The organism is Pseudomonas sp. S3_C06 (genome assembly GCF_054667675.1).
This window is the reverse complement of record NZ_CP162747.1, coordinates 330,812-356,219: the sequence shown is the minus strand read 5'-3', so window position 1 is coordinate 356,219 and position 25,408 is coordinate 330,812. Positions and strand designations below refer to the sequence as shown.

The window sequence follows — 25,408 nt, the reverse complement described above, 5'->3', positions numbered from 1 at the left end:
CGCACGCCGCTTGGTGTTAAATAGGCGCCAGTCTTAACCTTGTCGCTTATAGCTGTGCAACGAGAACCGATATGAACACCCATTCCAGGAAAAACACCCAAATACAAACAGCGGTGAGCGCATGATCGAAGTCACCGAAGTTTCCATTGCGCAACTGCGCGCCGCGCTCGAGTCCGGCCAGACCACCGCAGTCGAACTGGTGCAAGCCTATCTCGCCCGTATCGATGCCTACGACGGTGCCGACACACCGACGGCGCTGAATGCCGTAGTCGTGCGCAACCCTGAAGCGTTGAACGAAGCACAGGCGTCCGATGCCCGTCGTGCCAAAGGCGAAACCCTCGGCCCGCTCGACGGCATTCCTTACACCGCCAAGGACAGCTATCTGGTCAAAGGCCTGACCGCTGCGTCCGGTAGCCCGGCCTTTGTCGATCTGGTCGCCTATCGCGATGCCTTCACCATCGAGCGCCTGCGCGCAGCCGGGGCAATTTGTCTGGGCAAGACCAACATGCCACCGATGGCCAATGGCGGCATGCAGCGCGGCGTCTACGGTCGCGCTGAAAGCCCTTACAACGCCGATTACCTGACTGCGCCGTTTGCCTCCGGCTCGTCGAACGGTGCCGGCACCGCCACGGCCGCGAGTTTTGCCGCGTTCGGTCTGGCTGAAGAAACCTGGTCGAGTGGGCGTGGCCCGGCGTCCAACAATGGCTTGTGCGCCTACACGCCGTCGCGCGGTGTGATCTCGGTACGCGGCAACTGGCCGTTGACGCCGACCATGGACGTGGTCGTGCCTTACGCGCGGACCATGGCCGACCTGCTCGAAGTCCTCGACATCGTGGTGGCCGACGACCCGGACACCCGTGGCGATCTCTGGCGTCTGCAACCGTGGGTGCCGATCCCGAGCGTCAACGAGGTGCGCCCCGCCGCTTACGCCGATCTGGCGGCCGACGCCAAAGCGCTGGCCGGCAAGCGTTTCGCCGTACCGCGCATGTTCATCAATGCCGACCCTGAAGCCGGCACCAGCGAAGCACCGGGCATCGGTGGCCCGACCGGCCAGCGCATCAACACCCGTGAGTCGGTGATCGATCTGTGGAAGCAGGCGCGTCAGGCGCTCGAAGACGCCGGCGCCGAAGTCGTCGAAACCGATTTCCCGCTGGTCTCCAACTGCGAAGGCGATCGCCCCGGCGCGCCGACTGTATTCACCCGTGGTCTGGTCTCGAAAGAGTTCCTTCACCATGAGTTATGGGATCTGACCGCTTGGGCGTTCGACGATTTCCTGCAAGCCAACGGCGACCCGAAGCTGAATCGTCTGGTCGACGTCGACGGGGCGAAGATCTTCCCGCACGAACCGGGCACCCTGCCCAACCGTGAGGGCGATCTGGTGGCGGGCATGGACGAATACGTGCGCATGGCCGAGCGCGGCATCACGCCGTGGAATGAAATTTCCACAGTGCCCGACGGCCTGCGCGGTCTCGAGCAGACTCGACGTATCGATCTTGAGGACTGGATGGACAAACTGGGCCTCGACGCCGTGCTGTTCCCGACTGTCGCCGACGTCGGCCCGGCGGATGCGGACGTCAACCCGGAGTCGGCCGACATCGCCTGGAGCAACGGCATCTGGGTGGCCAACGGCAACCTCGCGATCCGCCACCTCGGCGTACCGACCGTCACCGTGCCAATGGGCGTGATGGCCGACATCGGCATGCCGGTCGGCCTGACCTTCGCCGGCCGCGCCTACGACGACTCGAACCTGCTGCGCCTGGCGGCAGCGTTTGAATCGACCGGCAGCAAACGGCAGATCCCGCCACGCACGCCGCCGCTGGCGTAACGCGCTTAAAACTGTAGGAGCGAGCCTGCTCGCGATGGCGATGTGTCAGCCTGGATAAATTTGACTGATACACCGCTATCGCGAGCAGGCTCACTCCTACAAGGGATTGTATGTAGCCATTAATCTTGAGTCCCCCTGAATCCCTGTGGGAGCGAGCCTGCTCGCGAAAGCGGTGTGTCTGCCGACATAAATATCGCCTGATGCGCCGCCTTCGCGAGCAGGCTCGCTCCCACAGGTTTTGTGTAACCCCGTAAATTCAGCACATCCGCTCAATCCCCTGTCCTGCAGTTACTCGATCATCCCGGTCACCTTAATTGCCGCTGGCCACTGATCATGATCGACCGCGCCCCTTCGCGCCTCACCCTGCTCGCGCTGCTCTGCGGTCTGACCACCACCGCCCACGCCAGCGGTTTCTTCGACGATTCCAAAAGCGAAATCCTCAGCCGCAACTTTTACCTAAGCAACGATTACCGCTCGCCCTCACCGTCCGGCAAAAACTACAAACAGGAATGGGCTCAAGGCTTTATCGGCACCTTCTCATCCGGTTTCACACCCGGCACGGTCGGCTTCGGCATCGATGCCCACGCCTTCGCCGGACTGAAACTGGACGGCGGCAAGGGCCATTCCGGCACCGGTCTGCTGCCGGTCGACAGCAACGGTCGCAGCGAAAACGATTACTCCAGCGCAGGTGGCGCGCTCAAATTGAAAGCGTCGCGCACCACCCTCGCCTTCGGTGAAATGACCGTCGAAACACCGGTATTCGACACCTCCGACAAACGCCTGCAACCGGAGTACGCCACAGGTTTTCTGCTCAACAGCGCCGAGTTCGATCACCTCAATCTGGTCGCCGGGCATTTCACCGCCTTCAAGAATCAGGACAGCTCCTCCGGCAGAGGCGACTTCTACGGTTACGGCGCCAATACCGAGGCCGGCGGGATCAGTTTTCTCGGCGCCGACCTGTTCACCGACAGCCCCGTCGGCGGCGCGTTGTACGCCTCTGAACTCACAGACACCTGGCACCAGTACTACGGCAATCTGCATTTCAAGCAGTCCGGTGTGCTGCTCGACGCCAATCTCTACCACACCCGCGACACCGGCCGCGCGCTGGCCGGCGCCATCGACAACACCGCGTTCAGCCTGTCCGGCAAATACGCCTTCGGCCCCCACGCGGTGATGCTCGGCTGGCAAAAAATCAATGGTGACACGCCGTTCGATTTCGTCGGCGGCGACTCGATCTACCTCGCCAACTCGATCAAATACGCCGATTTCAACGGTGCCAACGAACGCTCGTGGCAGGCGCGCTACGACCTCGACCTCGGCACCTTGGGCATTCCCGGCCTGACTTTCATGACCCGCTACGTCAGCGGCAGCCACATCGACGGCACCCACGCCCCCCGAGGCGGCGCCTACAACCCGTTCGATCCTGACAGCGGCAGTTACCAGCCGCAGCAAGGTGACGACGGCAAGCACTGGGAACGGGATATCGATTTGAAATACGTCGTGCAATCGGGCGCGGCGAAGGATCTGTCGGTGCAGCTCTCGCATGTATCGCACCGGGCCAATGAAGCGCAGGCCGGCGATGACATTGACCGCATCTATGTGGTGATCCAGTACCCACTGGGTTTCTAACCCACCGCCTATCCCGATTTGAAACGCTATCCCCTGTAGGAGTGAGCCTGCTCGCGATAGCGTCTTTTCAGCAACATTCATGCTCACTGATACACAGTTATCGCGAGCAGGCTCACTCCCACAGGTTTGGGTTTCAGCCAAACATCCGTGTATGCAACACACCTTTCACGGCTAGCCAAATGCTATCACCTCCCTTATCCTGCGCACCCGCCAAAAACGCCAAGCCAGGAAGGCATTGATTGACCTTCCTGTTTGCCGCCAATCAACACACGCAGATTCAGGGATGTACATGTTCCAGTTATTCAAACTAGGCGCCGCGCTTGTGCTTGCCGCGACGCTCAGCGGCTGCATTACCGAAAGCGCTTCATGGGTCAGCGAACCTCTGCAACCGAAAGCCAACGAGCCGGTCAGCTACCTCGTCGGCTCGATCGGGCCGCAGTCAGTCAAATTCCCTGCCGCTGACAACCAGCGCATTTTCTTCCGCAAGCGCGGGTCCGAATACGGTGCCGCCGGTATCTGGAAACTGGCCGGTGCCTACTCGACGCCTCAGGACATTCAGGACGGCGTCGGCGCGGCGAGCGTGTTCGTGCTGCCCCTGAAGCCGGGCGATTACGAGTTCTATGACTTCCAGTTCTTTTCCGCCCGCTACCAGCCTGGGCTCGGCACGGTTTTCACCTCGGCCGAGGCGCGCGAAAAATTCAATCTGCCGATGCGACTTGAGCCCGGCAAGGCCTACTACATCGGCGAATTTCGCTCGTTCTGCCTGACTGCCGGTTTCTGCGCGTTCCGCTGGAGTGACCAGAACGCCCGTGACGCAGTGGTCGCTCAGCGCATGACCCCGGGGCTGCCAACGCTGCAACCGCTGAAACTCGATCTGAAACGCGCCGAACCCTACATCTTTGCCGGCCCCACTGCACCGGTGGCCGTGGACGTCAAACCATGAAAAAAATCATCGCCCTCACCACCGCCGCGCTGTTGACCGGCTGCACAGCCAGCAACACCTTGCCGGAGCGCACCCTCGCCGACGGTCAGGATTACCTGATGCCGATCCACGTCATGGTCGATGACCCGATGAATTCATCGACCCTGCGCAATCATCTGCGCCAGACCGGGGTGTTCCGTGACGTCCAGACCGGTACCGCCAAAGGTGACGAGTACAGCGTCCAGGTCAAACTGAACATGCAGCGTGAGTTTCCGCCGTTTCCGCTGGTGTTGCTCAGTTGCGCCACGTTGTTCACGCTGCCGTTATCCAAGGAGTACAACACCGAGGCGCAATTCTCGGTCTATCAAGGTGACAAGCGCCTGAAGCAATACAGCTATCGCAACACCACGCAGAAATACACTTGGCTGCTGGATCAGGGCGGTGAACTGGAAGGCCAGAATCTGAGCCGCATCGCCCGCGCGTTTGCCCAGGACGTCCAGCATGATCGTCTGATCCCTGCCGACGGGGCTGCACAATGAACCTCAACGTCATCAAGCTTGCCGCCCTGCTCTTCGCCCTGCTGACGCTGGGTGGTTGCGCCAATACCCTGCAACCGCTCGACTATAAGGCCAGCACCGCCTACGTACCGGTCACACTCGGGCTCGGACCGGCCTACAGCCGAATTGATGAACAGCATCAGCGCGAAACCATCAGTGCCCTGAAAAACACCGGCGCCTTTTCCATGCTCGATGGTGGCTACAGCCGCAACGGCTACAGCCTTTTGATCACCGAGCCGCATGACGGCAAGGTCAACTGGCTGGCGCTGGTGAACGTCTTCACCTTGTTCACCTTTCCCATGCCTTACCACTACCAGGACAACCTGCGCGGCTCGGTCTTCAAGGACGGCGAACTGCTCAAGACCTACAACTACTCGCGCGAAGGCTGGAGCGTCATGACCTGGTACGTGCCGATTCCAGCGTTTGAAAACAAGCGGCAGATGCTTGATCAGTTGCTGGTGGAAATGGACAAGGACAAGGTGATTCCGTATCAGCCGTGACGTGTGATGGTGCGTGACGGCTGTTAGTTGATGTGATGAATGTGTTGCGCCGGCAGATTCGTTTGCGCGCCTGATAGCGGCAAGATCAAAAGATCGCAGCCTTCGCCATGCCCTGCACAGACCCCTGTAGGAGCCGCCGAAGGCTGCGATCTTTTGCTTTTCAGTCTCGCGCCAATGACCACTCGTCGCCACCTGTCAGATCTGACAGGTGCGCAATCCGCCGTTTAGCCGTTCAATCACTCCATCGCTGAAACTCACGGAGTGCCACGCCATGTCCGACAACGACCCATCCAACAACGCCCCGCGACTGCTCAAGGAACTCGACATCCCCGGCCGTACCGGTCCGGTGTCACCGACGCCTCTGATATGGGGCATCAACCGTGGCGCGTTGCTGGACAACTTCCCGCGTCAGGGTCTGCTGTGCCGGGCCGGGCCTTGGGGGACGATGGGTCTCCGCGACTCGCTGCGGATCTTGCGGGATGCCGATGTGCAGATAGGGTTGGAAATCGTTGACAAGGATGAGGTCGACACCGAGCTGCAAATGTTCGTGGAGGCCAAACACCTTCCCGAAGGTATGCACGCAATCTCCTACGCCGTCACCCGCCTCGGCGGTACGCCCGAACACTCGGAAGTGATGCAGGTGCTGGTCAAACTCACCCTCCCCGGCGGCCCTGACCACAGCGAGGGGCCGGGGCATCCGGAACTGGTGATGCGCATTCCCGAGGAGATTCTCAAGGACGGTGTCCACCAGGACAACATTGGCACTGGCATATCGATCGCCCTCGGAAAAGCGGACGGTTCGCCGCCTTATCCGTTCGCCGCCGCTGGCGATACGCCTCAATTCAGCTGGGGCGGGGTGTTCGTTTCTGGCCCTGCGCTGACCCAGGAGCAGGCTGAAGGCAAGACGCCGGTTATCGTGACCATTCCAAAGAAAACCATTGTGGACGCCGGCGACTCTGGCGAGGCCGGGCTGGCCGTCGCCTTCGAAGTGTACGACCTGGTCCACAATCGCTCCGACGGCTGGAGTGTCGAGCAACGGGTCGTCGTGACGCTTGACGAAACCCGGCTGGGCGCGCCGTTGCTCAAGGAGGCACTGAACAACGTGCTGGACGTCGACAAACTGGGCGACGCCGACGGTACGGTGCAAGTTGTGGCCGTAAACCCTTCCCCCCTCCAATCCCCCCTCGACCGATTGACTTCGAGGTCGGTGACACCATTTTTGTCCGAATCAAAGGCACGCCGAAAGAAGGTCCGCCGATCGACATTGAATTACCGGGAAAGGTCTTGATCGGCGTGCCCAGCGTTCCCGAGATCACTGTGTCCAACGCCGTGCTGCGCCAACTGGCTCAGGCTCAGATCGCCCTCTCTTATCGCCTGGAAAAGGCCGACGGCAGCGCACAACGGAATGCCAAAACCCAGTTCATCAGCGCCATCGGCGAGATTCATCGGCTCGCCGCTCCCGTGGCACTGGAGGCCAAACAAGGCGCCATCGATCCGCTGGATCCGGACCTGAAACAGGTCACCATCGAAATCGCCTTCGACCCCGCCTTCGACGTCGGCCAAGCGATCAAGCTGTTCTGGCTCGGCACTCGCCCCGACCTGAGCACCTACCTGCCGAACCTGAACCTGCGGCCGATTACCCAAGGCGATATGGACACCCAACTGCCGCTGCAAATCATCGTCGACAAGCAGCACCTGACACCGATCATTGGCGGCAAACTGGAGCTGTATTACCAGTTGCTGATCGATGACTCGGTGCTCGCCACCATGAGCAAACTCAACCAGACCCACGCCATCCGCGAATCGATCCACGCCGACATCCTGCAGATCGGCGAACCACGCAAGGAATTGCCTGAGCCGACAGTTGACGGCGTGGTCAACGGCACCCTGCCAGCCGATACCAGCAACACCACGCTGACCGTCAACTACCTCAAGACGTTCAAGGACGACATCGTCACCCGTTTCTGGGAAGGCTCGATCACTGGCGTAAGCAGCGACTGGGTCAAACTGAGTGCCATCACCGCCGGCCAGCCTGTGCCGTTCACCATCAAGGCCGAGTTGATCAAGGGCAATGAGGGCGGAACAGTAAAGGCCTCGTACGAACTCAAACGCGCAGCGGGTGGGACGAGTTATTCGGATACGCTGGAGTTCAGTGTCGGGGTGGCGCTGGAAAATCCATTGCCTTTGCCGCAGATGCCACTCGCCAACGGTACGGGCGCGAGTGTGACGCTAGCACCTCTGGACGCTCAGACCGGAGCCAAGGTCATCGTGGCCTACACGGGGATGAACGATACACAAAACATCAAACTGACCATGGCGGGCACGCCCGGCGTCGGCTCACCGGACATCCCGGCCAAACCGGGCGTCGCCAGCGGCAGCGTCGAGTTCCTGATTCCCGCCGAAGCCATTGCGGCCAACATCGGCAATGAAACCAAAACCTTCACACTCACCTACGAAGTCACCGCAGGCCAGACAACTCCATCTTTGCCTTTGACCGTCAGCGTCACGCCGCTGCCTGCGACAGAGCTGGACAAAATCAGCATTGAACAAGCCGAGGGCACGGTGCTGGATCTATCGAAGGTGACGTTGGGCGCAACGATTCTCGCTGGCGTCTGGGCGTTTATAGCCGCCAATCATCGGGTAGGACTGAACCTCAAAGGTACGAAGAGTAACGGCGATGCCTTCCATCACGTGGTATGGCCGTGGCCGTCTTCCTACGTTAATCAAAACTGGTTCAACAGCGGTCAATACACACATACGCTGGCGTACAACGCCATCAAGGACCTGGCGGATGGCAGTCGGCTGGAGTTGCATTTCAAAGCGGCGTTGACGTTGAGTCGTGAGGAAGCCGAGGCAATTGATGCGCCGGTGAAGGTTTATACGATCAAGGCGCTGGATCTGGCAGAGCCCCACATCAAGGAAGCATCCAACGACACCCTGAATCCCTTGGACGCCCAGACCAGCCTCACGGCCATCGTGGATTATGTGGGAATGCTGACTGGAGACCAGATTACCGTGACCTGGGCTGGCGGCGAAAACACGCCCGCGGACGGCACGCATACCACCGAGCCGTGGCCGGTGACGACGGTGGGGCAGCAGAATATCCCATTGCTGAAATCAGTGGTGGCCTTCAACCTTGGCAAGCCAGTAGTGGTGAGTTACACCGTGACCCGCGGTAGCAGTGAGCCAATGTCGTCGCTGACATTAAGACTGACGGTGCAATCACTGCAACAGAAGGACTTACCCCGCCCTGAAATCGACGGTGCCATCGGCGACAAGCTGGATGTCAGGAGTCTGGCGGGCACCGAAAACCTTCGGGTGACAGCGTGGCCTTGTCAGCTTTCGGGGCAAAACGTTTGGTTACGCTATGACGGTACCCATGAGAATGGCACACCAGCCGAACATATTGTTTGGGTCGGAAGTCCGCACCACTACACGGACGGATTAACCTATCTGGCCCCCATAGACTGGCTAAGGGCCCTCAAGGACGGCAGCGCATTGACGGTGACCTTTAGAGTGAACTTCGACAAAGTCGCCAGTGATGCCACGGCAGTGAGTTTCCCGGTACGCACCTATACGGTTAGCGCAGTGCAGTATGGTGTGCCGAGCTTCACCAACGCGCCTTACACCATCGCCCCGTCTGGCCGGCTGAAAAACATTGAACTGTTCCTCGGCTCCAGCGATGAAAGCCCCATGCCCGGGGGCAAGCTCAGCTTGGTGCTGCCGGAAGGTTTTACGTACGCCGATGGTGGCAGTGGTGAGCGCGATTTCATCACCGATGGTTTCGGCAGGCTCAGCGTCGGTGGCGTTAAAGGAACTGGCAGTCCCGGCGGTTACAGTTTGAGCGCCACCAGTGGAGCGCAGACTGCAAACGCAAGCGTAACCGTTACGAAGCTGGGGCCGGTTGGTACTGTCAGGGTCGGGGGGTTTCCTATGGGGATCGCCGTCAGTCCGGACGGTACACGTGCCTATGTCAGCAACACTATTCACCCAGCGATGGTCTCGATGATTGATACGGCTACGAATATAGCCTTGAACATCCCTACCGAGGACTATTCGTATGGGGCCGCCTTCAGCCCGGACGGAAGCCGCGCTTATGTCTGCCTCGGACGTTTAGACATAATTTCTGTAATTGATACGGCGACGTATCAAGTCCTCGCGCGCATCCCGATCGGGGGCTCTCCGTTCTGGTTAGCTGTCAGTCCGGACGGTTCCCGCGTTTATGTGTCGAACAGCAAAAGCAATACGGTTTCGGTGATTGATACGGCGACGGATCGAGTCGTGGCGAGCATCCCGGTTGGAGGCTCTCCAATGGGGATCGCTGTCAGCCCGGACGGTACCCGCGTCTATGTTGCCATTAGTTCTACAAACGTAGTTTCGGTGATTGATACGGCGACGGATCGAGTCCAGACGAATATTCCGGTCGGGCGCTATGCGTACTGGATCGCCTTCAACCCGGACAATACCCGCGCCTATGTCAGCTGCGCTGGTGACGGTACGGTCAGTGTGATTGATACTGCGACTGATCAAGTCCTGATCAACATCCCGATAGGGTCAATTTTGCGCGGGATAGCCGTCAGTCCGGACGGTACCCGCGCTTATGTCTGCAACTATGAAAACGCGGTATCAGTGATTGATACGGCGACCAATCAAGTACTGAGGAGTATCCCGGCCGGTTACCAGCCGCAATACATTGCCATCAGCCCGAACGGTACCCGCGTTTACGTCAGCAATGGTCTAATGAATACGTTCTCGGTGATTGAGGTCTGAGCAGGAGTAACCGGGGCGAGACCCTGAGGGATCTCAAGATCCTTGTCCGACTTTTCGTCTTTTAAACCGGAGTGTCTAAAAGACACCTCCAAGACTAAACGGGGCCAAACTACGTTTTTCCAGCATTCCGAATTAAAAGATCGCAGCCTTCGGCAGCTCCTACAGATATGTGAGTAGGAGCTGCCGAAGGCTGCGATCTTTTGCTTTTAACGTGTCGGGGACTATCGTTTGTTCAACGGGCTCAATGCTCGTTAGCGCACCAATAGTGTGATAATTTGCGCGCATTCGACCATCCGCTGGAGGCCACTCATGGCAACCGTACGAAAAACCATCACCGTGACTGACCAGCAAGACCACTGGATCAAAGCCCAGATCGAAGCCGGTCATTACACCAACGACAGCGAATACATCCGTGATCTGATCCGTCGTGAGCAGGAACGAAACGCCGAGCTGGAAACCATCCGCGCGGCACTTCGGGAAGGTGAGTCCAGTGGAAAACCTCGCCCCTTCGATCCCGAGGTATTCAAGAAGAGAATGTTGAGCACGCATGGCTGAATATCGTCTTACCCCCGCCGCCGAGGGTGACCTTGAGGCGACCTGGAGTGATACGGCTCAACAATGAGGCCTGGATCAGGCCAATCGCTACATCGACATCCGCAGCCTTCGAGCAATTAGCCGAGCGCCCAAAAACCGCACCGGCCTGTGACGCAATCCGCCCCGGTTATCGCCGCTGCAGTGTCGAACGCCACATGATTTATTTTCGAATCACCGCGTAAGGCATCGCCATCATCAGAGTGCTGCATGATCGGATGGAAGCGCAGCGCAATCTCTAAGGCTTTTTCAGCGTCGACTCGACCTCTCCCAACATTACCACCCGTCGGATTTCAGCCCGCACCTGTCAGATCTGACAGGTGCGCAATCTCGCTTTTAGCCGTTCAATCACTCCGTCACCTTCCCGACCGGAGTCATTGCCATGGCCAGCCCCAACAAACCCCTGCTACTCGCGGAACTCGGCATCCCGGGTCGCAGCAAGGACCCGGTGTCGAAGGATCCCGATGTCTGGGGCATCAACATCGCCGCCGCGCTGGGCAACTTTCCGCTGCATGGCCTGCAGTGCCAGGCCGGCCCATGGGGGAATATGGCGAGTGGCGACAGGTTGACGATCTTTTGGGGCACCGGGCTGGACGCGGGGGGCAAGACCGTCCTCAAGGATGAGGTCGGCACGCAATTGCGCATGTTCGTGCCTTCCCGGCACATGGTCGATGGTCAGTTCGCGGTGTCCTATGTCGTCAAGCCGTTGGGCGGCACGGATCAACCGTCTGAAGTCATGCAGGTGCTGGTCAAGCTCACGCGCCCGGGCGGCCATGACGAAAACGGTGACGGCGGGCATTCCAAGCTGATCATGATCATTCCCCAAGACATTCTTGACGGTGGCATCGACAAGGAGATTGCGGAAAAAGGCGTGAAGATCAGCATTGGCAAGGCCGACGGCACACCCCCCTATCCCTACGCCGCAGCCGGCGATATTTGTCGCGTGAGTTGGGGCGGGATCTTCGTGCTCAGTGAACCGCTGACTCAGGAACAGGCCGAAGGCAAGACGCCGATCATCGTGAAAATCGAAAAAGACTTCATCACCGACGCCGGTGATGCAGAGTTTCCCGGCGTAGCCGTGGTGTTCGAGGTGTACGACAAGGTCTTCAACCGTTCCGAGGACTGGAGCCCCGAACAGCGTGTGGTAGTGGCCGTTGATGCGACCCGGCTGATCGCGCCGTTGCTCAAGGAAACGCTGAACAACGTGCTGGATGTCGACCAACTGGGTGACGCTGACGGCACCGTGCAAATTATCGCCACAGACACGACCAACTTCAAAATCGGTGACATCCCGTTCATCAAGATCAAGGGCACGCCGGTCGAAGGTGCGCCGATTGATCTGGAAGTAGAAGGCGCGGCGTTGACCAGCGTGCCGAGCATTATTGAAATCAAGGCCCCCAACGCCGTGCTGCGACAGTTGGCCAAGTCGCAGATCACCTTGTCATACCGCCTGAAAAAAGCCGACGGCACCGCCGATCTGAAATCGAAAAGCCAATTCATCCGCGCCATCGGCGAAGTCCAGCGGCTGGCCGCGCCGATCATGCTGGACGAGGACTCCGGGGCGCTGGACCCGACGCTGGCCCAGGTGCGTCTCGAGATCCCCTTCGACAAATCCTTTGCCGAAGGCCAGGTTCTCCAGCCAATCATGCTGGGCACCACCCCCGGCCTGAAGCCGTACCTGCCTGTTCTGCCGGCGCGCCTCATCACACGCAACGACATCATCGCGGAGGCACCGCTGGCGTACAGCATCGACGGCAAACACTTGGCCCCGGTCAACGGTGGCACGGCCGAGTTCTATTATCAGCAACTGATCGCCGACGCAGTGCTCGCCACACTGAACCCGTTCGAGGCTACCCGCGCCATTCGCGAGTCGATCCACACCGACATCCTGCAAGTCGGCGAACCACGCCTGGAACTACCTGAACCGGTGGTGGCCGGTGTGGTCGACGGGGTTCTGCCAGCCGACACCGCCGGCACAACCCTCACGGTGCCGTACACCGAAACGGTCAAAGGCGATGAAGTCTTCATGTTCTGGATCGGCTCGATCACCGGTGAATACCCCGACTCGATCAAGCTGAACGAATTCACCGCAGGCAAGGAAGTACCGTTCACCATCCCGGCCGCGATGATCAAGGGCAATGAAGGCGGGACGGTGATCGCCCGGTACGAAATCAAGCGTGCGGCCGGTGGGACGAGTTATGCCGAGCCGTTGGAGTTCAGTGTCGGCGTGGCGCTGGATCTGAAAGAGCCGAAGATCAGGCAAGCACCGAACGACACCAGCCTCGACCCGCTGGATGCCCAGAGCGCACTGACCGCGGTGATCGACTATGACGGCATGCTTATCGGCGACAAGATTGTCGTCCGCTGGATCGGCGCACCCGGAACGCTGCCTGCCGGCTCGGATACCACGGATCCATGGCCGGTCACCACCCTCGGCCAGCAAGACATTCCGCTGGCCGTTTCGGTGATCGCGTTCAACCTCGACAAGTCCATTACGCTGGATTACACCGTAACCCGCGGCACCCAGGATCCGAAAGACTCGCGGCCCCGGACGCTGGCGGTGTCGCAACTGCGTGTGGATCTTTCGCATTCGCCGAAAATCATTCAGGCGGCCGACGGTGGTGACGGGACTGAACTGGATGTGTCTACGCTCACTGCTGCGGCCACTCTTCGTGGCGGTTTCTGGCCGCACATTGCCGCAGGCCAACGCGTCTGGAAGGCCGTCGCTGGTATCAAAAAAGACGACACGGAATACAAGCATGAGATATGGACAGGCCCTGCCAATGCAGTGAGCGCGACATGGATAACTCAAGGCTATGCAGATACCAGGCTGCCGCTGGTGGACATGCAGGCACTCAAACATCTCAGCGAACTGAGGGTGACTTTCAATGCCACGCCGGATCGCAGCACGGATGTAAACCTGGCGCTGAGTTTTCCGGTGAGGACTTATACGGTCAAAAACATCGTAGAGGTACCACCGACCATTACCTCGGTCAAAGGCTCACCCAGCGGGGATGACATTCCTCACGGCAGCCCTACCGTAGAAACAGCCGTCACGCTGAGTGGAACAGCGACGCCCTACACAAAAATCGATCTGGCCAATAACGGCGCGCTGATGCCGAATACTGAAATTCAAGTAGATCCAGAGGGAGAATGGACTTTCCAACTGACCGGACTGGTTGCCGAGAATACCTACAAACTGAGCGCCCGACGCAAGGACGGCATACTCTCCGCCACCCGCGATGTTGTTGTGGTCGCACTGGTAGTGCCGACACTGGACAATGTGCTGGATGACAATGGGGTGGAAGTGCCTGACGGTGAAACGACCTTCAGCACCGATTTGATACTTAAAGGCACAGCGAGCCTGGGTCAGAAGATCAATATCCGTGACGGCACCGGTTCCGGTTCAGCCACAAGGGGAACTGCGACCGCCGGCCTGACGACAGGTCTCTGGGAGTGTCCGATTACCGTGCCACTCGACGCGCGGCGGTTGTACGCCGAGGCTTGTTATCCGAGTAATCCGTTGTATTCGAATGTACGTAATCTGACTGTTCTACCTCCGATCACCGAAGAAAATTTTGACGCGCAGCCATCTTTTACACTTTCACCGGGCGACTCGCGCGATATAGGCAGCATGACAATAACTAATCTAGCAGGCAATAAACCTGTGTCGATCAGGCCAATTGAGAGAACATACCCGGGAGAACTTGAACGACAAACCCTCGCTTTAGAAGACGGACCCGCGACTATACAGCTAACATTGAAAACCGATTACACTGAAATTGAGTTTTGGTATTCAGACGTCGACACCTCGAACAATGCAAAAGTTATATTCTACAACTTAGATATAAAAATAATAGAAAAACCACTATTAACTCACACCGCGGACAGCCCTCATAAAATGATATTTAATGCGGACAAAATTGACAGAATAGATATTGTTAGCGGATTTTCAGATGTAATCTATTTCGATAATTTCGTTTTCAAAAAATAGTGTAATTTGGGGACTAGTAATTTGGAGACGGATTTATTTATCCAGTAATTTAAACAGCGGGGCTTGATCGGGCTTTCCACTGGCCGTGATGGCCTTTCGCAAGCAAACTCGCTCCAAAGGGGGAAACACATTCCAAATGTGGGAGCGAGCTTGCTCGCGAAGGGGCCAGTGAAGTCAGTACAAATCGCCTTTTAAACTCAGGTGTTTAAAAGACACCTCCAGACATGCCTTCGAGGCTACAAATTCTTGCGCCATTGCCTACAGCTACGCCAGAATCCGCCGGCTTGTGCGCCTTGGGGGCGGGTTCTATTGTGGTGCGGTCGCTGACGAATCAGCGATCGGGTTTAGCAGCTCGGCAATTTTCAAGGCACGCGAGTCCCGCCATTACGTTATGGCGGCTTTGCGTGGGGCACTTCGGTGCGCCGGGATCCTTGAGCCTGGTCTGCTAACCCGCGTACAGCCGCCACCCTATCCGTTTAGCAGCGATGGATGACGGCTCCACCTCTCAAGGAGCTTCACCATGATCAAACCAACACCCAACCCACCCGAAATCGACCTCGCCTCCCCCTACGAATCCTTAGATTCAAAAAAGCTCAACGAAGCCGCCGAACGCGCGCTCGATCACTACCTCTGTCCACCCGGCTCCACCCCGCCACCACGCAAAACCCGCCGGATGTACGCGGTCACTGCGGACTTCAAAAACGAGGAACTGCTGGCCGATGCCAGCGAAACACTCGCTTCGGCCAGAACCATCGCCCATGACTTCGCTCATCTCATACCCGCGTCGCAGCGACGGACGCTGTTGGGGATCGCGCAATTGATCATGCTGGGGGAGCTGGCGGTGAATCGGGTGATGGATAATCTGGAGTTGCCGCAGTAGCGGGCCTCAATGATCGTTCCCACGCGCCGCAAAGGAATGCCTCAACGGACGCTCCGCGTTCGGCTCTGGATGGGACGCAGAGCGTCCCGGGCTGCATTCCCACGCGGAGCGTGGGAACGATCAATCTACGGCAGCCGTTCTTTGGCTTTTTGGAAACTGGCGGAAGGCAGCCGGAGTCGAACCTGCCCGGGAACGGATGCCGTCCCCAACCGGGTTTGAAGCCCGGCCGCGCCACCGGGCGCGATTGCCTTCCTTTAACTCATTGGGCGTCGGCGTGGGCCAGCGCGTTGTCGGGGCGGATCTGGCGGGATTCGCCGATGCGTCGGGTCAGGCCGACGCGGTCGAAATACTCCAGATACTGAATACAGCGTTTGCGTCCCAAGCCTAGCGCATCGCGGAAGGTTTTCACCTGGATCTGCGGATTTTCCTTGGCCAGTTTTAACAACACGTCGGCCATTCGGCGCAGTTGCACATCACTCAAAAACAAATCGCGCACCACTTGATGCATCAGACCGAGTCGCGCCAATTTGCGCAGCAGCAGGCGCACGACGGCGTCGTCCTGGACGAGCATTTTCGCGGCGTCGCGCACCCACGGCGGGTCGAATTCGGCGTTTTCGAACAGCGGTTGCAATTGCTGCCAGAGGGCTTCGTCCTCGGCACTCAGGCGTACCTGATGATCGGGCCGATGCAGCCACGGCCCGCTCGCCTGAATCGAACCGGCGGTGAGCAATTCATCCAGCAGACTGACAAACGTCGCACGCTCCAGCGCTAGACCACTGAAGCGGCGCAAGCGATCACGATCCGGGCCCATTTGATCGGGCTCCTGCTCATGAAACTGCGCGAGTTGTTCCAGCAAGGTGAACTTCAGTTGCGACCAGCGTTGCACGTTGAACAGCACCGGGCCTTGGCGGGTGTCGATGAGGCGGACGTTTTCCGCTAACGACCAGGTTGAGCGCGGGCGATTGAATTGGCGTTCCAGCCGTTGCGGATCGAGGCCGCCAGCGCTGTAATTGAGCAGCACGGGCAAGACGTGTTCAAGTTCGTCGCCAGAAGCCAAGGTGCGCAGTTGTGTCAGACGTTCAGGGCTGCGGCGTTGTCGCGCCGGGGCGTACGGATCGAGTACCTGGCCACCGCCCAAGGTGCGCTGTGCACTCTGGTCACGCAGAATCAGTCGATCGCCCTTCACCGCGTGCACCGGCGTATTGATCAGCAGTTGCGCGAACATGCGCTCGCCGGGATTCAACCGTGAGCCTTCGAGCAAGGCCACCCGGGCGATGACATCCTGCGTGCCGAGGTGCACGTGCACCGGGTAAAAGTGTTCGAAAGTGCGCTCGCCGGGCAGCAGTTGAAAGTCGATATCGACCCGTTGCGTCGGCGCGTGCAGCCACTCGCTCAACAGCCACTGGCCGCGATGGATCTGCGCCAGTTCGAGGCGTTCGCCGCTGATATTCAAAGCCACTCGCTGCCCGGCGAAAGCCTGTTCGGCGGGTTGATTTTGCGCGTGCAAGCCGCGAACCCGGACCGATTTGCCGGAAGGTCCGAGCAACAGTTTGTCGCCGACTGAAACAGTGCCCGACAACGCCGTGCCGGTAACCACAATGCCCGCACCGGCGACGCTGAACGCGCGGTCGATGGCCAGGCGAAAACCACCTTCGCGACTGCGTTCATGCACTTCACTTTGCGTCTGCAGCAACACCTCGCGTAACCCATCAATGCCCTGCCCGCTCAGGCTCGATACGGTCAGGATCGGCGCCTCGGCAAACGGTCCGGGAGCAAGCAGATCCAGCACCTGCCGCTGAACCTCTTCCACCCTGCCCGACTCTGCGCGGTCACATTTGGTGATCGCCACCAAGGCACGCGGAATGCCGAGCAATTCGACAATCGCCAGATGCTCACGGGTCTGCGGCATCACGCCGTCGTCCGCCGCGACCACCAGCAACACCAGATCGATGCCCTGGGCGCCGGCCAGCATGTTGTGGGTGAATTTCTCGTGGCCGGGGACGTCGATAAACCCGGTCAGCCCCGCGCCCGGTTCCAGTTCGGCATAGAGATAGCCAAGGTCGATGGTCATCCCGCGTTCGCGTTCCTGCGGGCGACGGTCACCGGTTTGTCCGGTCAGGGCTTGCAGCAGCGACGTCTTGCCGTGGTCGATGTGCCCCGCCGTGCCGACAATCACGGTTCGACCTGCAACTGCGGCAATTGCGCGAGCCATGCCGGCTCATCGTCGAGCTGACGCAGATCCAGCCACAGCGCATCGTCGTCGATGCGCCCGAGCACCGGGATCGGCAAGGCCCGCAACGCCGCTTCCAGATTCAGCAGGCAACGCCCGCGCGAACGCTTGGAGACTTGCGGGCGCATGCACAACGCCGCGCTCGGCAAACGCGCGACCGGTTGGCTGCCACTGCCGATCATGCCCAAGGCCTTGACTGCACAGACCTGCCAGATCTCGCCTAACCGTTCAGACATCAAGGGCTGCAAGCGTAAGGCCTGGGCGAAGATGTCGGCTTGCGGGCGGGTCAGCAGGCGCAGACTCGGCAGACGTTCAGCGAGTCGATCCGGATCGCGATACAAGCCCAGCACCGCCTCCAGCGCCGCCAAAGTCAACTTGTCCACGCGCAAAGCACGTTTCAACGGGTTCTTCTTGATCTTCGCGATCAGCTCTTTGCGCCCAACGATCAACCCGGCCTGCGGGCCGCCGAGCAATTTGTCGCCGCTGAAGGTGACGATATCCGCGCCATCCAGCAACGCCTGCCGCACCGTCGGTTCGGCCGGCAAACCCCAACGGGTCAGATCCAACAGGCTGCCACTGCCCAGATCCTCCAGCAACGGCAAGCCATGCCGGTGCGCCAACTCCGCCAGTTCCGCAGTCGGCACGCGAGCGGTAAATCCTTCGATGCTGTAGTTGCTCGCGTGCACGCGCATGATCAAACCGCTGCGTGGGCTGATCGCTGCTTCGTAGTCACGAGCATGAGTGCGATTGGTCGTGCCGACTTCGTGCAGACGCACACCCGCGCGGGCCATGATGTCGGGGATGCGGAAGGCGCCGCCGATTTCGATCAGCTCGCCACGGGAAATGATGCCTTCCTTGCGCGCGCCCAGGCTGTTGAGCGTCAGCAGCACGGCGGCGGCATTGTTGTTGACCACGGTGACGGCTTCGGCGCCGGTCAGTTCGCGGATCAGGCCTTCGATCAGGTCATCGCGATCACCGCGTTTGCCGCTGGCAAGATCGAATTCCAGATTGAGCGGATAACGCGCGGCCATTTGCACGGCGTCGATGGCTTCGTCCGGCAACAAGGCGCGGCCGAGGTTGGTGTGCAGGACGGTGCCGGTGAGGTTGAACACCCGACGAACCTGACTGCGCTGCTGTTGCGCCAAGCGTTCGCCGACTCGGCCGGCAAGGACTTCGGCGCCGATTTCAACGGCGGACAACTGCCCGTTCAACACGCCGGGCCGCAGCTCATCGAGCAGCTGACGCAGCCCCGTCAGTAACGAATCCCGGCCGTAACGCTCGGCCAACGGCGCGCACGCCGGGTGACGCAACAACCCGTCAATAGACGGCAACCGCAGGGCAACGCTGGAAGACATCAGCCACTCCTGATTCAACTGAAACAGCCCCTTCGGGAACAAGCTCCCTCCCACAAGGGTTTCAGAAGTGTAGACGCACTGTGGGAGCGAACCTGCTCGCGAAAGCGGTGTGCCAGTTAATGTGGATGTGACTGACCTCACGCCTTCGCGAGCAGGCTCGCTCCCACATTGTTTTGGGGCGGCCTGCAAAATGAGTGCACGCAACCAATCCCTGCTCGCGAAGGCGGTAAGTCAGTCAAAGCTGATGTGGCTGAAATGGCCCCTTCGGGAGCAGGCTCCCTCCCACAGTTTTGCTCTCGTCATTCGTCTCCCGGTGCCAGCAACAGATTCGGTGCCAGCCGCTGATAACCGTCCTGCGCCAGTCGCATGTCCAGCAGCAAACTGGAGAGATCCGCCGACAATGCCTCAGCGTCAGCATCGTTTTCCAGATAAACCAGTTTCAGATAGCTGTTACAACCCGGACAGACCTCCGCCCGCAGCGGCGCCTGATTCGCGGCATGGCGATCGTCTTCAAGGCTCAGATAATCAAGCCCTTTGCTCGACTCGCAATACACGCACTTGACCCGCACCACATGCCATTCGCAGGCACACAGCGAGCACACCAGATAACGCAAACCGTTGTGCTTGCCGCGATGGCGGATCACGCCGGCCATCGCTGGCGAACCACAGGCCGGGCATTGGCTGAGGCTGTCGCCGGGTTTCAGTTGCAGGTTGGCGGCGCTGAGCAGCCAGTGACTCCACGCCACTTGCAGCGCCGCGCCAAGAAACGGCACCAACTGCGCCGGCACCATCGAATATTGACCGCTGACCAACGCCACGGCCCACGCGCGCAACTGGCCGGGGTTGGCGGCGCGCAAAGTGTCCAGCGCATCGACAACGGCGGGCTGTTCGTCAGGCTCATAACGCTGCAGCAAAGCTTCGAGATAAGCCTGCCAGCCCTCTTCGCGCACCAAGGTATCAGCCGCGAACGGCGGCAAACCATGCTGCTGACAAGCCTCGATCCGTTGCTGATCAAAAGGCGCCACCAGCGGCGGATCATCGAATACCTGCTGCTGCGCCCGGCACAATCCGGCAATCAGCCGCAGATATTCAGCCAGCGCATGCCCCTCGGCCAGTTGTTCCAGTCGAGCGGCCCGCAGCGCAAACAGGTTCGAAGGCGGCATGTGCAGAAACGGCGGTGAACTCGCCGCCGCTTCGATTTCCCCAGGTTCAAGAATGGTTGGCAAAAGTCAGCCCTTTTTGGTGATCGGTCGCTCCGGCACGTCCGGTTGGCGTTCATCGCGGGTGACGTCGCGATACCAGAGTTCATGGTGTTTCTTCGCCCAGGCGCGGCTGACCCAGCCATGCAGCATCGCGTCGACCGAGCCCTTGATCCACAGCCCGGCGTAGATGTGAATGATGATGCTCAGCACCAGAATGAACCCGGCCAGCGCATGCAGGAGCATCGCCCAGCGAATCACCGTAATGCCGAAATACGCACTGAACCAGGCGCGCCAGATCACCAGCCCGGTGAACAGCAAACCGAGCATGCACAGCAGTAAAGTCCAGAACAGCAGCTTTTGCCCGGCGTTGTATTTGCCCACTGGCGGTACGCTTTCTTCGTCGTTGACCAACACCCGATCGATGCGGCGCATCCACTTGCCGTCGTTGCTGATGAAGAAGTTGGCGCGCCAGAAACTCAGCACCAGACCGAGGAAAAACACGAACATCGCTATTCCCATGTACGGGTGCAGAATCCGCGTCCACGGCCCGCCGCCGAACAGGTTGCTCAGCCAGAACAGCGACGGATGAAACAACGCCAGCCCGGACAGCCCGGCCATGAAAAACAGGATCGCCACCAGCCAGTGATTGGTGCGCTGGTTAGCGGTGTAACGCAGGATCGTCTTGTTGCTCATGGCCGCTCCTCCCCGCGTGGATCGAAGGTGTGCACCGCCGGATCGACGACGTGCACCGAGGTGTCGGGTGGCGTTGGATGTTCATCTTCTTCGACCCGGTTCGGGCCGATGCGCACGTAATGGAAGAACCCGGCCAATACCGCCGCGCCCATGGCCAACAGGCCCAGAGGTTTGCTGATGCCTTTCCACAACCCCACCAACGGACTGATCGCCGGATCCTGCGGCAGGTTGGCGTAGATCGTCGGCGTGTCAGCGTGGTGCAGCACGTACATCACATGCGTGCCGCCAACACCGGCCGGGTCATACAGACCAGCGTTTTCGAAGCCACGGCTTTTCAGATCGACGATGCGTTCGGCAGCGTGTTCCTTCATGTCTTCCTTGGTGCCGAAAACAATGGCGCCGGTCGGGCAGGTTTTCACGCAGGCCGGTTCCAGCCCTACCGCGACTCGATCCGAACACAAGGTGCATTTGTAGGCCTTGTGGTCTTTCTGCGAAATACGCGGGATGTTGAACGGGCAACCGGTGATGCAATAGCCGCAGCCGATGCAGTGGTCCTGATCGAAATCGACGATGCCGTTGGCGTGCTTGATGATCGCGCCGGGGCTCGGGCACGCCGCCAGACAACCGGGCTCGGCACAGTGCATGCAGCCGTCCTTGCGGATCAGCCATTCGAGGTTACCGGCGTCGGTTTCATGCTCGGTGAAGCGCATCAACGTCCAGGTTTCGGCGCTCAGATCCTGCGGGTTGTCGTAGGTGCCGTGGTTGTGGCCGACCTCGTCGCGCAGTTCGTTCCACTCCGAGCAGGCGACTTGGCAGGCCTTGCAGCCGATGCATTTGGTGGTGTCGATCAGCTTCGCCACCGCTTCCTGATTCCTCACCGATGGCGGCACCGTGGTGGTGGCCGAGCGGGCAATGATGTCTTGGCTGGCCATTTAAAGATTCTCCATTAGAGCTTCTCCACGTTGACCAGGAATGACTTGGATTCCGGGGTCTGGGTATTGCCATCGCCGAGGAACGGCACCAGGGTGTTGGTCAGGTAACCGTGACGGGTCAGGCCGGTGAAACCCCAGTGCAGCGGAATGCCGATCTGATGCACGACCTGGCCGTTGACCTGCAGCGGCCGGATCCTTTTCGTCACCACCGCCACCGCTTCGATAAAGCCGCGTTTGCAACTGACCCGTACGCGATCACCGGCAGCGATGCCCTTCTCTTTTGCCAGCACTTCACCGATTTCCACAAACTGCTCGGGTTGGGCAATTGCGTTCAACTTGCAGTGCTTGCTCCAGAAGTGGAAATGCTCGGTGAGTCGGTAACTGGTGCCGGCGTACGGGAAATCCTTGGCCTCGCCGAGGGTTTCCCAAACCGAATCGAAGATCCGCGCCGCCGGGTTGCTGGTGGCTTTCTTGTTTTGCGGGTGCAGTGGGTTGATGCCGATCGGCGTTTCGAACGGCTCGTAGTGCTCGGGGAATGGCCCCTCGTTCATCTTGTCGACGGCGAAGAACCGCGCGACGCCTTCGGGGTTCATGATGAACGGGTTCATCCCGGCTTCCGGCGGCACATCGGCCTTGTAGTCCGGCACATCGGTGCCGCCCCAGGCTTTGCCGTTCCACCAGACCAGACGTTTTTTCGGGTCCCACGGTTTGCCCGAGACATCTGCCGAAGCGCGGTTATAGAGAATCCGTCGATTGGCCGGCCAGGCCCACGCCCAGCCGAGATGCTGATGCATGCCGAACGGGTCGCTGTTGTCGCGCCGCGCCATCTGGTTACCGGCCTCGGTCCAGCTGCCGGCGAAAATCCAGCAGCCGGACGCGGTGCTGCCGTCGTCCTTGAGCAAGCCGAACCCGGCCAGTTGCGAGCCGGCTTTGACCGTCACACCCGTGGCGTCAGTGAAATCAGCGACAGCGCTGCCGTTGATTTCCTTGGCCAATTCCTCTGGCGAAGGCTCGTCGGCGATCTTGTACGGCCACGTCAGTTTCAGCAGCGGATCGGGGAATTTGCCGCCCTCGGCCTGATAGCGCTTGCGCAGGCGCAGGAACAATTCGCTCATGATGCGAATGTCGGTTTGCGCTTCGCCCGGGCCGTCGGCGCCTTTCCAGTGCCACTGCAGCCAGCGGCTGCTGTTGACCAGTGAGCCGTCCTCTTCGGCAAAACAAGTGGTCGGCAGGCGAATGACTTCGGTCTGGATTTCGTCGGTTTTCACATCGTTATACGGCCCGACGTTGTGCCAGAACTCCGAGGTTTCTGTCGCCAGCGGATCCATCACCACCAGCCATTTCAGCTTGGCCAGTGCGCCCATTACGCGGTTCTTGTCCGGTAGTGCAGCGATCGGATTGAAGCCTTGGCAGAAGTAGCCGTTGACCTTGCCCTGGCTCATCAGGTCGAACATCTTCAGGACGTCGTAGTTGGGGATATCGAGTTTCGGCAAATGGTCGTAGCACCAATTGTTCTCGACCGTGGCGTTGGCGCCGTACCACGACTTCATCAGGCTGACGTGGAATTTGCTGTAGTTCTGCCAGTACGACAGTTGTCCCGGGCGCAGCGGCACTTGCGTGCGTTTATGGATAAAGGCGTTGTAGTCCTGCTCGCTGTCCTGGCCCAAGGTCAGATAGCCCGGCAGTGCATTGGAGAGCAAGCCAAGGTCGGTCAGGCCCTGAATATTCGAGTGACCGCGCAAGGCGTTGACTCCGCCACCGGGCATGCCGACGTTGCCCAACAACAGTTGCACCATTGCCGCGCTGCGAATGATCTGCGCGCCGATCGAGTGCTGCGTCCAGCCAAGGGCGTAGAGAATCGTCATGGTCTTGCCCGGGATCGAGCACGTGGCTATTTCTTCCCAGATTTTCTGCATGGCGTCGACCGGCATGCCACAGATCTGGCTGGCGAGGTCGATGTTGTAGCGGCTGTAATGCTGCTTCATCAATTGATAGACGCAGCGCGGGTCTTGCAGGGTCGGGTCGACTCTGACGAAGCCGTCCTCGCCCAACTCGTAACCCCAGCCGGATTTGTCGGTGTAGCTGCGTTTGGCGACGTCGTAACCGCTGAAGATGCCGTCTTCGAAGCCATAGCCTGCTTTGACGATGAACGACACGTCGGTGTAGTTGCGCACGTATTCGTGCTGGATCTTGTCCTCGGTCAGCAGGTAATTGATCAGCCCGCCCATAAAGGCGATGTCGGTGCCGGTGCGGATCGGCGCGTAGTAGTCGGCCACGGACGCGGTCCGGGTAAAACGCGGATCAACCACGATCAGCCGCGCAGCGTTGTGCGCCTTGGCCTCGGTCACCCATTTGAAGCCGCACGGATGCGCTTCTGCTGCGTTGCCACCCATCACCAGGATCAGATTCGCGTTGGCGATATCGGTCCAGGTATTGGTCATGGCACCACGGCCGTACGTCGGGGCAAGACTTGCCACCGTCGGGCCGTGTCAGACACGCGCCTGGTTATCGAACCCCAGCATGCCGAGACTGCGAATCACCTTCTGGGTGATGTAACCGGCTTCGTTGGACGCTGCCGACGCGGCGAGGAACCCGGTGGTCAGCCAGCGATTCACCGTTTGCCCGTTGGCATTTTTCTCAATGAAGTTGGCGTCCCGGTCGGTTTTCATCAGGTCGGCGATGCGGTCGAGCGCTTCGTCCCAACCGATTCGCGTCCATTCACTGCTGCCCGGCTTACGGGTTTGCGGGTAGAGCAAACGGCCGGGGCTGTGAATGAAGTCGAGAAGGCCTGCGCCTTTCGGGCAGAGGGTGCCGCGGTTGACCGGGTGGTCGGCGTCGCCCTCGATGTGAATGATGCTCTGCGCTACGTTCTTCGCTCCATCGCCCTGGCTGTACATGATCAAACCGCAGCCGACCGAGCAATACGGGCAGGTGTTGCGGGTTTCATGGGTGTGGGCAAGCTTGAAGTGGCGCACCTGCTCGGCGAAGGCTTGCGTCGGGGCCATGCCCAACGCGCCCAGGCTCGAGCCTGCAAGGCCAATACCGGCGACCTTGAAGAACTGACGACGGCTGAGATCCATCGTGCACTCCTGATCAGGTGGAACCCGGTACTTGAGCCGGGTTTTATCTGGACAATCACGGTTGCGGCAAACGAATGCCGACCTTTTCACTGTAGACAATGACCACACGATCTGTGTGAAAACCGACCGTCGGCGACAATCGGTCATGCACTGGAAAACCTGTGGGAGCGAGCCTGCTCGCGAAGAGGCCCTGTCAGTTGAGACAACTATTGACTGACAGACCGCTTTCGCGAGCAGGCTCGCTCCCA

At 59.7% G+C, this 25,408-nt stretch carries 16 protein-coding genes, 1 tRNA gene and 1 pseudogene; 11 read left to right on the top strand and 7 right to left on the bottom strand.

Features of this window, described 5'->3' with window-relative positions; translation table 11 throughout:
• Positions 1 to 121 precede the first annotated feature (121 nt).
• The 11 genes and pseudogenes from AB4N44_RS01410 to AB4N44_RS01360 all read left to right on the top strand — a co-directional run bounded on the left by AB4N44_RS01410 (position 122) and on the right by AB4N44_RS01360 (position 15,668).
• Entirely contained in the window at positions 122 to 1,825 is a 1,704-nt protein-coding gene (locus AB4N44_RS01410) for an amidase (protein WP_460110600.1), read from the top strand.
• Positions 1,826 to 2,158: 333 nt separating this feature from the next.
• On the top strand, positions 2,159 to 3,454 hold the full coding sequence (locus AB4N44_RS01405) for an OprD family porin (RefSeq protein ID WP_460110602.1): 1,296 nt from the start codon (positions 2,159 to 2,161) through the stop codon (positions 3,452 to 3,454).
• Between the two features lie 289 nt (positions 3,455 to 3,743).
• A complete protein-coding gene (locus tag AB4N44_RS01400; protein ID WP_316918310.1) occupies positions 3,744 to 4,397 on the top strand; it encodes a hypothetical protein in 654 nt (217 codons plus the stop codon).
• Positions 4,394 to 4,915 (top strand): hypothetical protein, encoded by a 522-nt coding sequence (locus AB4N44_RS01395; protein ID WP_460110603.1) that lies wholly within the window; start codon positions 4,394 to 4,396, stop codon positions 4,913 to 4,915. The genes AB4N44_RS01400 and AB4N44_RS01395 overlap by 4 nt, the downstream gene beginning before the upstream one ends.
• Positions 4,912 to 5,433 carry a hypothetical protein gene (locus AB4N44_RS01390; RefSeq protein ID WP_150751471.1) on the top strand — a complete coding sequence of 174 codons (522 nt, stop codon included), beginning with the start codon at positions 4,912 to 4,914 and terminating at the stop codon, positions 5,431 to 5,433. The genes AB4N44_RS01395 and AB4N44_RS01390 overlap by 4 nt, the downstream gene beginning before the upstream one ends.
• 271 nt (positions 5,434 to 5,704) lie before the next feature.
• Positions 5,705 to 6,721 carry a hypothetical protein gene (locus AB4N44_RS01385; protein ID WP_460110605.1) on the top strand — a complete coding sequence of 339 codons (1,017 nt, stop codon included), beginning with the start codon at positions 5,705 to 5,707 and terminating at the stop codon, positions 6,719 to 6,721.
• A gap of 5 nt (positions 6,722 to 6,726) precedes the next feature.
• Positions 6,727 to 10,203, top strand: a complete 3,477-nt coding sequence (locus AB4N44_RS01380) for a YVTN family beta-propeller repeat protein (RefSeq protein ID WP_460158222.1) — start codon at positions 6,727 to 6,729, stop codon at positions 10,201 to 10,203.
• 309 nt (positions 10,204 to 10,512) lie between these two features.
• On the top strand, positions 10,513 to 10,758 hold the full coding sequence (locus AB4N44_RS01375) for a type II toxin-antitoxin system ParD family antitoxin (RefSeq protein ID WP_460110610.1): 246 nt from the start codon (positions 10,513 to 10,515) through the stop codon (positions 10,756 to 10,758).
• A pseudogene (locus AB4N44_RS01370) lies at positions 10,751 to 10,979 on the top strand (type II toxin-antitoxin system RelE/ParE family toxin). Before AB4N44_RS01375 ends, AB4N44_RS01370 begins: the two are co-directional and overlap by 8 nt.
• Before the next feature lie 197 nt (positions 10,980 to 11,176).
• Entirely contained in the window at positions 11,177 to 14,788 is a 3,612-nt protein-coding gene (locus tag AB4N44_RS01365) for a hypothetical protein (protein WP_460158158.1), read from the top strand.
• A gap of 520 nt (positions 14,789 to 15,308) precedes the next feature.
• Complete coding sequence (locus AB4N44_RS01360) at positions 15,309 to 15,668, top strand: DUF6124 family protein (RefSeq protein ID WP_460110614.1); 360 nt, start codon at positions 15,309 to 15,311, stop codon at positions 15,666 to 15,668.
• Positions 15,669 to 15,825: 157 nt separating this feature from the next.
• On the opposite strand, the gene AB4N44_RS01355 is transcribed toward AB4N44_RS01360, so the two are convergent.
• The 7 genes from AB4N44_RS01355 to fdnG form a co-directional block, all read right to left on the bottom strand.
• A tRNA-Sec gene (locus tag AB4N44_RS01355) sits at positions 15,826 to 15,921 on the bottom strand.
• Positions 15,922 to 15,927: 6 nt separating this feature from the next.
• Entirely contained in the window at positions 15,928 to 17,844 is a 1,917-nt protein-coding gene (gene selB / locus AB4N44_RS01350) for a selenocysteine-specific translation elongation factor (RefSeq protein WP_460111654.1), read from the bottom strand.
• Entirely contained in the window at positions 17,841 to 19,253 is a 1,413-nt protein-coding gene (selA, locus tag AB4N44_RS01345; RefSeq protein WP_460110616.1) for an L-seryl-tRNA(Sec) selenium transferase, read from the bottom strand. The genes selB and selA overlap by 4 nt, the downstream gene beginning before the upstream one ends.
• A 299-nt stretch (positions 19,254 to 19,552) precedes the next feature.
• Entirely contained in the window at positions 19,553 to 20,479 is a 927-nt protein-coding gene (gene fdhE, locus AB4N44_RS01340; RefSeq protein WP_460110618.1) for a formate dehydrogenase accessory protein FdhE, read from the bottom strand.
• 3 nt (positions 20,480 to 20,482) lie between these two features.
• Complete coding sequence (locus AB4N44_RS01335) at positions 20,483 to 21,148, bottom strand: formate dehydrogenase subunit gamma (protein ID WP_460110620.1); 666 nt, start codon at positions 21,146 to 21,148, stop codon at positions 20,483 to 20,485.
• Positions 21,145 to 22,080 (bottom strand): formate dehydrogenase subunit beta, encoded by a 936-nt coding sequence (gene fdxH / locus AB4N44_RS01330; protein ID WP_034154153.1) that lies wholly within the window; start codon positions 22,078 to 22,080, stop codon positions 21,145 to 21,147. Before fdxH ends, AB4N44_RS01335 begins: the two co-directional genes overlap by 4 nt.
• A gap of 14 nt (positions 22,081 to 22,094) precedes the next feature.
• Positions 22,095 to 25,160 carry a formate dehydrogenase-N subunit alpha gene (gene fdnG / locus AB4N44_RS01325; RefSeq protein WP_316918306.1) on the bottom strand — a complete coding sequence of 1,022 codons (3,066 nt, stop codon included), beginning with the start codon at positions 25,158 to 25,160 and terminating at the stop codon, positions 22,095 to 22,097.
• Positions 25,161 to 25,408 lie beyond the last annotated feature (248 nt).

Excerpts from the sequence above, each read along its gene's own strand:
- AB4N44_RS01410 (WP_460110600.1), top strand. The coding sequence starts at position 122 with ATGATCGAAGTCACCGAAGTTTCCATTGCGCAACTGCGCGCCGCGCTC.
- AB4N44_RS01405 (WP_460110602.1), top strand. The coding sequence starts at position 2,159 with ATGATCGACCGCGCCCCTTCGCGCCTCACCCTGCTCGCGCTGCTCTGC.
- AB4N44_RS01400 (WP_316918310.1), top strand. The coding sequence starts at position 3,744 with ATGTTCCAGTTATTCAAACTAGGCGCCGCGCTTGTGCTTGCCGCGACG.
- AB4N44_RS01395 (WP_460110603.1), top strand. The coding sequence starts at position 4,394 with ATGAAAAAAATCATCGCCCTCACCACCGCCGCGCTGTTGACCGGCTGC.
- AB4N44_RS01390 (WP_150751471.1), top strand. The coding sequence starts at position 4,912 with ATGAACCTCAACGTCATCAAGCTTGCCGCCCTGCTCTTCGCCCTGCTG.
- AB4N44_RS01385 (WP_460110605.1), top strand. The coding sequence starts at position 5,705 with ATGTCCGACAACGACCCATCCAACAACGCCCCGCGACTGCTCAAGGAA.
- AB4N44_RS01375 (WP_460110610.1), top strand. The coding sequence starts at position 10,513 with ATGGCAACCGTACGAAAAACCATCACCGTGACTGACCAGCAAGACCAC.
- AB4N44_RS01365 (WP_460158158.1), top strand. The coding sequence starts at position 11,177 with ATGGCCAGCCCCAACAAACCCCTGCTACTCGCGGAACTCGGCATCCCG.
- AB4N44_RS01360 (WP_460110614.1), top strand. The coding sequence starts at position 15,309 with ATGATCAAACCAACACCCAACCCACCCGAAATCGACCTCGCCTCCCCC.
- selA (WP_460110616.1), bottom strand. The coding sequence starts at position 19,253 with ATGTCTTCCAGCGTTGCCCTGCGGTTGCCGTCTATTGACGGGTTGTTG.
- AB4N44_RS01335 (WP_460110620.1), bottom strand. The coding sequence starts at position 21,148 with ATGAGCAACAAGACGATCCTGCGTTACACCGCTAACCAGCGCACCAAT.
- fdxH (WP_034154153.1), bottom strand. The coding sequence starts at position 22,080 with ATGGCCAGCCAAGACATCATTGCCCGCTCGGCCACCACCACGGTGCCG.